This is a genomic window from Clostridium mobile (assembly GCF_018918285.1).
Lineage (GTDB): Bacteria > Bacillota > Clostridia > Clostridiales > Clostridiaceae > Clostridium_AW > Clostridium_AW mobile.
This window is the reverse complement of sequence record NZ_JAHLQF010000001.1, coordinates 1,151,351-1,163,497: the sequence shown is the minus strand read 5'-3', so window position 1 is coordinate 1,163,497 and position 12,147 is coordinate 1,151,351. Positions and strand designations below refer to the sequence as shown.

Annotated in this window: 9 protein-coding genes; 8 read left to right on the top strand and 1 reads right to left on the bottom strand. The window is 29.7% G+C overall.

Features of this window, described 5'->3' with window-relative positions:
- Positions 1 to 76: 76 nt before the first annotated feature.
- Positions 77 to 991 carry a transposase gene (locus KQI86_RS05705; RefSeq protein ID WP_216438191.1) on the bottom strand — a complete coding sequence of 305 codons (915 nt, stop codon included), beginning with the start codon at positions 989 to 991 and terminating at the stop codon, positions 77 to 79.
- Between the two features lie 257 nt (positions 992 to 1,248).
- Here KQI86_RS05705 and KQI86_RS05700 point away from each other — a divergent pair, with 257 nt between their 5' ends.
- The 8 genes from KQI86_RS05700 (at position 1,249) to KQI86_RS05665 (ending at position 12,086) form a co-directional block, all read left to right on the top strand.
- A complete protein-coding gene (locus KQI86_RS05700; RefSeq protein WP_216438189.1) occupies positions 1,249 to 2,451 on the top strand; it encodes an exonuclease SbcCD subunit D in 1,203 nt (400 codons plus the stop codon).
- Positions 2,448 to 5,585: an SbcC/MukB-like Walker B domain-containing protein gene (locus tag KQI86_RS05695; RefSeq protein WP_216438188.1), complete on the top strand. Its 3,138-nt coding sequence runs from the start codon at positions 2,448 to 2,450 to the stop codon at positions 5,583 to 5,585. The genes KQI86_RS05700 and KQI86_RS05695 overlap by 4 nt, the downstream gene beginning before the upstream one ends.
- Positions 5,586 to 5,868: 283 nt before the next feature.
- A complete protein-coding gene (locus KQI86_RS05690) occupies positions 5,869 to 6,168 on the top strand; it encodes a late competence development ComFB family protein (protein ID WP_343216140.1) in 300 nt (99 codons plus the stop codon).
- A gap of 130 nt (positions 6,169 to 6,298) precedes the next feature.
- Positions 6,299 to 7,999 carry a PucR family transcriptional regulator gene (locus KQI86_RS05685; RefSeq protein WP_216438186.1) on the top strand — a complete coding sequence of 567 codons (1,701 nt, stop codon included), beginning with the start codon at positions 6,299 to 6,301 and terminating at the stop codon, positions 7,997 to 7,999.
- Between the two features lie 160 nt (positions 8,000 to 8,159).
- On the top strand, positions 8,160 to 9,071 hold the full coding sequence (locus KQI86_RS05680) for an oxamate carbamoyltransferase subunit AllH family protein (protein WP_216438184.1): 912 nt from the start codon (positions 8,160 to 8,162) through the stop codon (positions 9,069 to 9,071).
- A complete protein-coding gene (gene fdrA / locus KQI86_RS05675; protein WP_216438182.1) occupies positions 9,061 to 10,653 on the top strand; it encodes an acyl-CoA synthetase FdrA in 1,593 nt (530 codons plus the stop codon). Before KQI86_RS05680 ends, fdrA begins: the two co-directional genes overlap by 11 nt.
- A complete protein-coding gene (locus KQI86_RS05670; protein ID WP_216438180.1) occupies positions 10,646 to 10,822 on the top strand; it encodes a fdrA domain protein in 177 nt (58 codons plus the stop codon). Before fdrA ends, KQI86_RS05670 begins: the two co-directional genes overlap by 8 nt.
- 13 nt (positions 10,823 to 10,835) lie before the next feature.
- Positions 10,836 to 12,086 carry a YlbE family protein gene (locus KQI86_RS05665; RefSeq protein WP_216438179.1) on the top strand — a complete coding sequence of 417 codons (1,251 nt, stop codon included), beginning with the start codon at positions 10,836 to 10,838 and terminating at the stop codon, positions 12,084 to 12,086.
- The last annotated feature ends 61 nt before the right edge of the window (positions 12,087 to 12,147 follow it).

The following is a 12,147-nucleotide window of genomic DNA, read 5'->3' as shown; positions in this document are numbered from 1 at the left end:
TCCAAATTATAACAATATTTTTTATTTTTCTTTAGGATTGCTAAAATATTAACAAAAATATAATAATGCTAAAAAATTATGATGAATATGATGGTATAAAATTATTTAATACATTTTTAAATTGTCTACGTTCATAAAGAATTTTAACGCCGATGCGGCATAATTTTGAGACCATATATAATGGTATATCACCTAAAATTTGTGCTATGTCAGAACATGTTAAATTACAAAGACCTCTTAACAATACTGCTGAAACGGCTCTAGCATGAATTATATCAGAATTGTTAGTCTTTAAGGAGCTAATGCACTCTACTCCGATTTCATTAGAAATAAATTTTAATATCTCTTTAGGATTCCAATCTCTTGTTATTATTTCACGATCGCTACTATATTCTTTTTTTGTATTTTCATAGTCCTCTTCGTATTTTAATTTTTTATCGTCGCAGAGATAAATAAATTTTTTATATTTTTTACGAGCTTTCTTTACATTACTACTGAATAGCTGCATAACAAAATCCTCATCTAATATTCCTTTTGGATCATTTCTTAAGCCTAAATATACTGCTAAGCTTGAATATTTGTAGTTCTCCGGGGAATCTTTATAGTTTATAATATCTACTGGATTTCTATGGATGTAAGCAGAAGCTGTTAATAAATATCTTTCACTATTTATTAGTTTGCTTTTAAATCTCTCCCTAAAAAGATGACCGTTCCTATTATGTTTTTTATTAAAATTTAGTGCGTATTTAAAGTTTATACTATGCATTACACGAGAAATATCTGCACCATTGCAATCTATTATGAAATGACCATGATTACTCATTAGACAATAGGAATAGACTTTAAAATGATATATTTGTTGATAGAATTTCAATATATCCAAATACATCTCTTTATCGCAATCTAATCCAAAGAGATTAATTTCAGGAATACTTTTTATCATGACATGAAATATAGCGTCATTAGTTTTAAATCTAGCACATCTAGCCATAAAATCACCTCATTAATTATTCTACTATCCATGATTATTGCCATAAGTTACATAAATATTCTTTTATATAATTTATTAGTAATATAACTGTCCCTAACTTTTTTATATTTTTATAAGCTATAATATATATATGTACTGCAATTATTTAAACAGAAAATGATTATAACTGTCCCCAAATCTGCATATACAAAAAAATTACATCTAACTGTCCCCAAATACTGAAAATTTATATATAAGTAAATCATGGAGGTGGGAAAATGAAGATAATTCATACGGGAGATTGGCATATAGGCAAAATCGTAAATGAGTTTAGCATGATAGAAGATCAAGAATTTATATTAGAACAATTGATAAAGGTCATAGAAGATGAAAGACCGGATGCATTGATTATAGCAGGAGATATTTATGATAGAAGTATTCCACCTGTTGAAGCGGTGGAGTTATTAGATAGAGTTTTTACTAAAATATTAGTTAATTTAAAGACGCCAATTTTAGCTATTGCAGGTAATCATGATAGTGCAGAGAGATTATCCTTTGGTAGTAGTATTTTAACTAAAAATGGGCTACATATAGCAGGGGTTTTCAATAAAAATGTTACCAAAGTAATTTTAGAAGATGAGCATGGACCTGTAAATTTCTATTTAATTCCTTATATAGATCCAAGAGAGTTAAAATTTTTTTTACAAGATGATAGTATATCAAATCATGATGATGCTATGAAAAAGATAATAGATGGGATTAAAGTTGATTTAAATGAAAATGAAAAAAACATAATGGTAACTCATGGATATGTTAGTTACATAAAAGAAGAAAATGATGAGCAAACTGAAGAGTATATAAGAGCGGGTCTTGAAATTAGTGATTCTGAAAGACCTCTAAGTATTGGAGGGACGGATATAATAAGTGCTGAATATTTTAGTTGCTTTAATTATACTGCTTTAGGACATTTACATAGACCTCAAAAGGTAAAAGACGATAGAATCAGATATTCAGGTGCCTTACTAAAATATTCTTTATCGGAAGTGGAACATAAAAAATCATTAACTATTATAAATTTAGATAAAGATGGACAAGTATCTGTAGAACTAAAAGAACTGACTCCTAAAAGAGACATGAGAGTTATAAAAGGACCATTAGAACAGCTCATAAATCCAGAGGTGTATAAAGGTACTAATGTTGAAGATTACATATTTGCTATATTAACTGATGAAGGAGAATTGATTGATCCCATATCAAAATTGAGAGCTGTTTATCCTAATATAATGGGATTAAATAGAGAGAGACTATCCAATAGAGATGAAAGTAGAACATCAGCTACTCTAGGATATAAGAGCAAATCAAAATTAGAGTTATTTAAAGAATTTTATGATTCCATAGCAGGTAAAGAGCTTAGTGAAGAGAAGTTAAATATTATAGAAGAAATCATTGAAACAGTTGAGAAAAAGGAGGGAATAAAGTGAGACCTCTAAAATTAACAATGAGTGCTTTTGGTCCCTATGCAGGTGTACAAGTTATAGATTTTACATCACTTAAAGATAAAAATATATTTTTAATAACGGGGCCAACAGGAGCGGGGAAAACCACTGTATTTGATGCCATAAGTTATGCACTTTTCGGAGAAGCTTCAGGAAGTAGTAGAGATAGGGACAGTCTTAGAAGTGATTTTGCTCACATAGACTTATATACTTATGTAGAATTAGAATTTCAACTTAAAGGTAAAACATACAAAATTACAAGATCTCCGCAGCAGGAACGTAAAAAATCCAGAGGGGATGGATTTATAACAAAGAATGCAGAGGCATTTTTAGAGTTACCTAATGGGGATAGTGTTAGCAAAATTAATAATGTAGACGAAAAAATAAATGAAATACTAGGTATAAATAAGAATCAATTTAAACAAATAGTTATGTTGCCACAAGGAGAATTTAGGAAACTATTAGAATCAGATAGCTCAGAAAGAGAATTAATATTCAGGAAGATATTTGGAACAGAAGCTTTTGAGGGCATTCAAAGAATTTTAGATGAGCAAAAGAAAAGTTTATATAAAGGCATCAGCAATATAAAAATAAAAAGGGACACTTATATAAAAAATATTGAATGTGGGGATGAGGAACTATTACTAAAGCTTATAAATGCTGAGGATTTAAATATAATAGAAATTATATCTAAGGTAAATGAGATTATTACTAATGATTTATTAGAACAAGAAAAAGTTAATAATGAAATTAATTTATTGAAATTAAATAGTAGTAACCTTCAAAAGAAGATCGTTGAAGGAGAAGAAATTAATAAGAAGATATACGATAGAGAAGAAATATCTAAAGAGTATAGTTTACATTTGGAAAAAGAATTAGAGTATAGGGAAAGACAAGGTATCCTCAATAAAGGAAGAAAGAGTCTAGAAGTAAAAATAGTAGAAGATTCGCTAAATGATAGACAAAATCATTTAAAAGAAAAGCAACTACAATACTGTAATGCTGAAGAGAAATTAAAGCAAAACGAAAAAAATATAATTACTTATAAACAAAAATTAGAAATAGAAGAGTCTAGAGAAGATGAAAGAAAAAGACTTTCAGATAAGGTAATAACTTTAAAGAATTTTATTAACAAAGTTAAAACATATGAAGAAAAGAAAATATCTATAGTAGAACTTAAAGAAAATCTTAAAAATAAAGAAGAAATAATGAAAAAAAATAAACAGTGGATTAGTGATAATAGAATTAAATTAGAAAAAGCAAATAGCAATTTAATTCAACTACAAAAATCTCAAACTGAATTAGAAAAGATAGATAAAGTTATATCTGAAAATAAATTAATTTATGATGAAATGAGAGCATTCTATAGCTATATTACAGATTATGAAAAACTTATTTCTAAACACAATAATTGTAGGGACAGTTATAGACAATTTGAAATAGAATACAATGATTTTAAGATTAAATATGAAACTATGGAAGATAACTTTAGAAAAGGACAAGCGGGTATTTTAGCTAGTGATTTAAAAGAAGGTAAAGAATGTCCAGTATGCGGGTCTATGCATCATCCTAAATTAGCAAATTTAATAGAGGGAGTACCAACAGAAGAAGAATTGAAGGAAACTAAGATTAAGTATGATAAATTAATGAAGAAAAGAGATGAGCTGCTAAAGGAACTTTCGGATTTAAATGGTGTAATAAAGAGTAGCAAAGATATATTAATAAAACAAAAGGATAAGCTAAATCCGTATTTAAATTACGAACTTAATAATATAGACTACAATGATACTCTAAAATATGTAATATCTAAAGGAAAAGAAATTAATTTAAAATTAAAGAATTTAAATGTGCAAAGGGACAGTCTTAAAGAAGATATTAAAAATATAACGGTTCTAGAAGAGACAATTTTAAGCATTCAAAAAGAAATTGTTGAGAAAGAAAAATTAATAGAAAATATTGAGGCGGAATTTACACTTCAATACGGAAAGGTAAGAAGTGAAGAAGAACTTCTTATGAGCATTGAAAATGAAATACCATTAGAAATACGTTCTACGTCCATGCTTTTATTGAAAATAAGAGAATATGAAGAGAAATTTATGCATCTTCAAGAAGCATATAAGAGTGCTCAAAGTTCTTATAATAGAGCTTTAGAAGATTATGCATCATCAAAGGCAGATAAAGAAGCTAAAGAAAAAAGTTTAGAAGAAGCTGTAGAAGGGGTAAAGCTTTGGGAAAAACAATTAACAAATAAGGTTAAGGAATGTGGCTTTGAAAATTATAATCAATATTCTCAATTTAAGATGAATGAAGAGGATATAAAAAAATTAGAAAGTGATATTCAATTGTATTACCAAAATTTAAAATCATTAAGGGACAGATATGAAAAAGCTATGAGAGATACAGAAGGGCTGAACATTATAAATATTGATGAATTAAAAGTCGCTTTAGAAGAACTAAGGATTAGCGAAGCATCATTAGCGAAAAAGAATAATGATATTTTTGCAAGATTAAATAATAATAAAAGAGTTTTAAAAGAAGTTGAAAATTTAAATGAAATAATAAAAGATGAAGAGAAAAAATATGGTACAATTGGTGAATTAGCTAGAATAGCTAACGGAGATAATATAGAAAGAATAACTTTTGAAAGATATGTATTAGCTGCTTATTTTGATGAAATAATAAATGCAGCTAATATAAGGCTAAGTAAAATGGCTGCTGGAAGATTTATTCTCAGGAGAAAAGAAGAGAAAGGTAAGGGAAGAAAACAGGAGGGACTTGAGCTTGAAGTTTTTGACAACTATACAGGAAAAGCTCGACATGTCAAAACTTTATCTGGCGGAGAAAGTTTTAAGGCCTCTTTATCCTTGGCATTAGGATTGGCTGATGTGGTACAATCCTATGCAGGCGGAATTAGCCTAGATACTATGTTTGTAGATGAAGGATTTGGAACGTTAGATCCCGAATCCTTAGATAATGCTATACAAGCTCTCATAGATTTGCAAAGGGGTGGCAGGCTTGTAGGTATAATATCTCATGTTCCAGAACTTAAAGAAAGAATAGATTTAAGATTAGAAGTTTCCACTACTAAGGACGGAAGTAATGCCAAGTTTATTATATAGAATTTAAATTGATAAAGGTAGAATAAGGTTTGTTACTTCTATTTTTATTAAAAAGGAGTTAAAAGAAATTATGACTGTCACCTATACAAATATATAGAATAAATAAAAATTTAAGGGACAAGTAATATCTAAAATATCAAGGGACAGTTATATTAAAATTAAGGGACAGTCATGATGGAATGATGAATAATGAAATGATGAAAATGTAGTAAAAATAGTAAAAAGTATTAAAATAATGGAAAATCCAAAGGATTTTTTGTAATAATGTAGAACATATTAAATTGTGAATTCAATAGCCGAAAGGGCGAAAGAGAGTGATACAATGATTAAAAACTATATGGAAGCCATGGTGGAAAATCTTCTGCCAAGTACTTTAAATAAATATAGTGATATTTGTAAATGCGAAAAATGTGTTGATGACATAAAAGCTATAGCTTTAAATAATTTAAAACCACTATATGTTGTGACAGAAAAGGGGAACATATTCGTAAAAACAAATGAGCTAAACATCCAATTTAAAGCTGACGTATTGGGAGCATTGACAAGGGCTATAGAAATTGTAAGCGAAAATCCAAAGCATTAGGTTATTTTTAGGGAATAGAGATTAACTCTGTTCCCTATTGTTTTATAAGCTATGTAGTATATAATACCTCTATATAGTTTATTATAAAAATAAATCCTTTAAAATCAGTTGAAACGAAGGTGAGTTAACGATGAATTTAGAAGAATTTGTGATCTCTCTAAAAGAAAAAGGCTTTGTAGTGCTTGCAGGCACAAAAGGATTAAAAAAATCTGTAGCTAGTATAAATATGATGGAAAATCCAGATACACTTAAATGGGTAAAACCAGGAGAAATTTTATTAACCACGGGATATTTTATGAAAGATGATGAGGATATACAATTAAACTTCATCAGAGAGTTAAGTGAAATAGGTGCCGCAGGTATAGGAATTAAAAAAAATAGATATATATTAAAGCTATATGAAAAGGTGCTAGAAGAAGCAGATGATTTAGCATTACCTATTATAGAAATTCCTTATGAATTTAGTTTAGCAGATGTAAGTAGTATGTTTTATAAAGAGCTTTATGAGCGCCAGAGTCAAAGACTTAGAAGATCTTTTGATATACATGAGGAGTTTATGAATATAGTGATTAGAGGTGGAAGCATAAACGAACTTACAGATGAATTGGGAAACGTAATTGATAATCCAGTATTAGTTACCGATGAACATGGGAAAATAATTTCTAATAAAAATTTTCAAGATACAAAATATTATATTAAAGAGTTATTTATTAACGTTAATAACGAATTTGTTCTAAATACTGAATTTATAAAAAAATACTATAAGGATGATGAACTGCCAAAAGAAGCAATTAAATTTATAAGTACTATTGGGGATAAGGAAGTTTCTTTTAGAATAAAGCCTATAGTTTCTGATAAAGAAATACATGGGTATATAATAGTTCCTGAAATTAATCGAAAAATGATTGAGTTAGATTATATAGCCATTGAAAGAGCATTGATAATAATAATGCTTGAAAGAATGAAAGAAAAGGCAGTAGATGAGGCAAAGCATCTCATGAGAAGAGATTTTTTTGATGAACTTATTGAAGGGAAAATACCTTCAGAAGATGAGATGGAAAACTTAGCTATGATGTATGGGTTAACTCCTTTATATAAGTACTCATGTATGGTTTTGGAGTTAAAGGATTTACATAATATAAAAGGTAATTATTTAGAGATAAACTTAATTCGTCAATTAAAGGATGACCTTATAAAAACAATTGATGAAATATCTCTTAAAGAAAAAATAAATACTATATCTATTACGAGAAGTGCTTATGTTATTGCTTTCGTACCAATTAAAAATTCTGAAAATCCTAAAGATATAAGAGATTTTATGGTAACACTAGGCAAAGACATAATAGAAGAATTTTTAAGAAAATATAATAATTACAATATAACCATTGGAATTGGAAGGGCTTATAAAATAGTAAATTTATCAAAAAGTTTTAAGGAAGCTATGGAATCAAATAAAATGATAGGTAAATTGAATAATAAAGGCAAAGTTGTGCATTTTGATGATTTCATGATATATCATCTTCTCAATTCTACAGGAAATACGGATTTATTAAAGGAATTTTATAATAGTTCAATAAGAAGATTAGCAGAATATGATGAGGAAAATAAAACTAACTTAATAGAAACCCTAGAAATTTATTTTAAGTGCAAAGGTAACATGAGTGAAGCTGCTAAAAGCATGTATATTCATAGAAATACCTTATTATATAGACTTGATAAAATAAAGGAAATATTAAATACGGACCTTGAAAATGGGGATGAAAACTTAGAATTTCAATTAGGAATTCATATAATGAAATTATTATTTGTTTACAATGGAGAGACTATGTAGGGTATAGTCTCTTTTTTATATGTTAAATAGTTAAATAGTTAAATAGTTAAATATAATATTTGTGCAAAATGCACAATAAAGTATTCAGAATTTTTGGCATGTTGTTGATGGATTTGAAAGTGTATTAATTTATAATTAAAACTACAGAGGGTGATAGAAAATGTTTAAGGTTAATTTTATAAGTATGCCTGTACTAAAAAATATGTATAGTTTAAATCATAGTAAGATTCATTCAATATTCAAAAATGTAATTAATGTAGAATACAATGATAAATTAGTATCTATACAAAATTCAAATGTACCAAAAGGACCTTTAAGCATTTCTATTAATGACTCAGTAAATTTTTTAGATCTTCCTGTTAAAGTAGGGGATGTTATTACAATTAAAAAAGACGTAATTTGTATTGGCAGTATATCAGTTAATATAGAAAGGCCTCTAATTTGGAACCCTAGGTTAAAAGATTATTTCCTTCTTTCTAAAAATAAAGAGCAGATTAATAAATTAAAAAATATAGTCATTCTTTATGGAAAATCAGGTGGTATTAAAGAAGAGGTTCTTTCAATTATTGCTGACAATCAAGAGACACTTAAATATAAAAATAAAGAGAATATTGTAAGAGCGCTAAATGAAGCTTATAAAGACTTCTATAATAAAAAACAAAATGATGCTTCAGCAAAATTATCAAGCTTAATAGGTTATGGGGCAGGACTAACTCCAGCAGGAGATGATTTTTTAGTTGGGGTAATGAGCGTATTACACTGCTTTAAAAAATTAGATATCCCTCTTTTAGAACTTTATGAAAAGCTTTCCAATGAAATACTAAAAAATTCACATAAGACAACTACAGTGAGCAAGACATTTCTTGAGGAAGCTGCAGAAGAGAGATTTAGTGAGAGTTTTCATAAATTGTATGAAGCTTTATGGAACAAAAATTCAGAGGAATTATATAAAGCAGCAATATCCATGATATCTATAGGTCACTCATCTGGTACCGACGGGCTATGTGGATTATTGTGGGGATTTTACTTAATTTCTAATTTAAAAATAATGGAGGATAGTTATGGTAGTTAAAAATATTGTAAAAAAGAATACCTATTACGATTCAGTAACCTTAATGATGATATCAAGTAAAATTACCTCCTTAGAAGGAATTTTAGATGCTACTGTCATGATGGGAACTGACTATAATAAAAAATTAATGACCGATTCAGGGCTTTTGCTTCCTGAAAATGCTGATATTACTTCTAATGACTTAGTTATCGCAGCAAAAGCTGACAGTGAAGAAAGGATTGAGGAATTAGTAAAGGTAATAGAAGATGAACTGCAAAAGAAAAATAGCGATACTCATGAAGGAGATTTAAGGGCAAAAACTTTAAACACTGCAATAAAAAGATTACCAGGAGCTAACTTTACTATAATTTCTGTACCAGGAAAACATGCTAAAAGAGAAGCTATGAAGGCATTAGAAAATGATATACACGTTTTACTTTTCAGTGATAACGTATCCATAGAAGAAGAAATTGAGCTTAAGGATAAAGCCATTGAAAAGGGACTTTTAATGATGGGACCAGACTGTGGTACTGCAATCATTAGTGGAGCTGCTCTAGGTTTTGCTAACGTGGTTAACAGAGGCAAAATCGGAATGGTAGCTGCAGCAGGAACCGGACTTCAAGAAGTTACATGTTTAGTAAGCAGATTTGGAGAAGGAGTATCTCAGGCTATAGGAACTGGTGGAAGAGATGTTAAAGAATATGTAGGTGGAAGAATGATGCTAATGGGAATTGAGGCATTGGCTCAAGATGAAGAAACAGAAGTTATAGTGATAATATCAAAACCACCTCACAAATCCGTTATGGAAAAAATATTTAAATCCATAGAAAACATTGATAAACCAGTAGTCACATGCTTTATTGGAGGAAGCTCAATAGAAATAGATAAGGGGACAGTTATACAGACATTTACCTTAGAAGATGCAGCACATGCAGCTGTTAGTCTAGCAAGAGGAGAGAAAATAGAAAATATAATATTTACCTCTTCTAAGGAAACTATAAAAGAAATTGTTCAAAGAGAAACTAGAAAACTTTCAGAAAATCAAAAATATATTAGAGGAGTTTATTCAGGTGGAACATTATCTTCAGAGGCTATGGTGTTGATGAATGACTATGTTGAAGAAATTTACTCCAACACACCATTAAAAGAAAATGGATTACTAAAAGACATAGAGAAAAGTGAGAAAAATACTGTATTAGACATGGGGGACGATTATTTCACAAATGGTAGACCTCATCCTATGATTGATCCAAGACTTAGACTAGAAAGAATGAAAAAAGAAGCATTAGATCCAGAAACAGCAGTGGTATTACTGGATGTAGTAATAGGATATGGTGCCCATGAAGATACAGCTGGCACACTAATTCCAACCATAGAAGAAATTAATAATGAATTACAAAAGGAAGGACGTTCTGTAAGTTTTATAGCTTCAGTTTGTGGAACTGATGAGGATATTCAATGCAGAAAGGACCAAATAGAAAAGCTTGAAAAAGGTGGAGTTATAGTGATGCCATCAAATGCTCAAGCCACTAGATTAGCCTTATTGATTTCATCAAAGGGTGAAGCTTGGTCCAAAATGATGGGAGGCTCTGTAAATGAATAAGATAAAAGATTTATTTAAAAATAAAGTAAAGGTTATTAATATAGGGCTTGAAATATTTCATGAAGCAAATAAACATCAGAAACTTGATTGTATACATGTAGAATGGAAGCCAGCGGCTGGTGGAGATGCAAAACTTTTAGAAGTACTTGAGAAATTAAATAGAAAATAGGAAGGTGAACTAAATGAAGTTTAATATAGATGAAGCAAATAAAATTGCATTTGAAAGAATTCAGAAAGCAAATAATTTTTTAGTAGATGTTAAGTATGCTAAAGATGTAATCCCAGGGATGGACAAAAACACCATAGGACATGCTGGCCCTCCAATCAAATGGGAAGATATGTGTGGCCCTATGAAGGGAGCTATCGTTGGAGCAATAATATATGAAGGATTGACTGATAGTTACGAAGAAGCAGAAGAAATGGCTATTACAGGAAAGATTAAACTTGTAAGTAACCACAGCATGGGCTGCGTTGGACCTATGACTGGTATGATAACTTACTCAATGCCACTTCTAGTTGTTAAAAATGAGACTTTTGGAAATTATGCATATAGCACATTTAATGAAGGATTAGGAAAGGTTATGAGATTTGGTGCTAATGATGCAACTGTTATAAATAGATTAAAATGGTTAGAAAAAGTATTTGCACCTGCACTAAAAAAAGCATTAGAGTTATCTGGACCAATTAATGCTCAAGTTTTAACAGCTAAGGCTTTAGCAATGGGAGATGAAATGCATCAAAGAAATATAGCAGCATCTTCAATATTTGTTAGAACAATAATGCCTCATTTAGTAAGAGTAGTAGAAAATAAGGAAGAACTTGAGCAAATAACAGACTTTATCACTGGTAATGAACAGTTTTTCTTAAACATTGCCATGGCAAATGCTAAAGCTACTATGGACCCAGTTAAAAATATAGAAGGTTGTACTATTGTAACTGCAATGAGCAGAAATGGTACTAACTTTGGAATTAAGGTTAGTGGATTAGGTGAACAATGGTTTGAAGCTCCAGTTAATATGCCAGAAGGATTGTATTTCCCAGGATATAGTGAAAAGGACGCAAACCCAGATATGGGGGACAGTGCTATCGTTGAATGTATAGGACTAGGCGGATTTGCTATGGGAGCTGCTCCAGCTGTAGTTCAATTTGTAGGTGCAGCATCAGTACAAGCGGCAATACAATACACAATGGATATGGAGGAGATTACAGAAGGAACAAACCAAGCATATCAAATGCCAAACTTAAATTTCCAAGGAGTACCTACTGGAATTGACATAAGAAAAGTTGCAGAAACAGGAATATTACCTGTAATCAATACAGGAATGGCTCATAAGGAACCAGGAGTTGGACAAATAGGAGCTGGTATTGTAACAGCACCACTAGATTGTTTTGTAAAGGCAGTAATGGCCTTTGGTGAGCTAATAGAAGAATAAATTAACTAAAAATAAATCAATATAAATTCTCTAATCTTAAAATATTACTATGGGAGCCTTT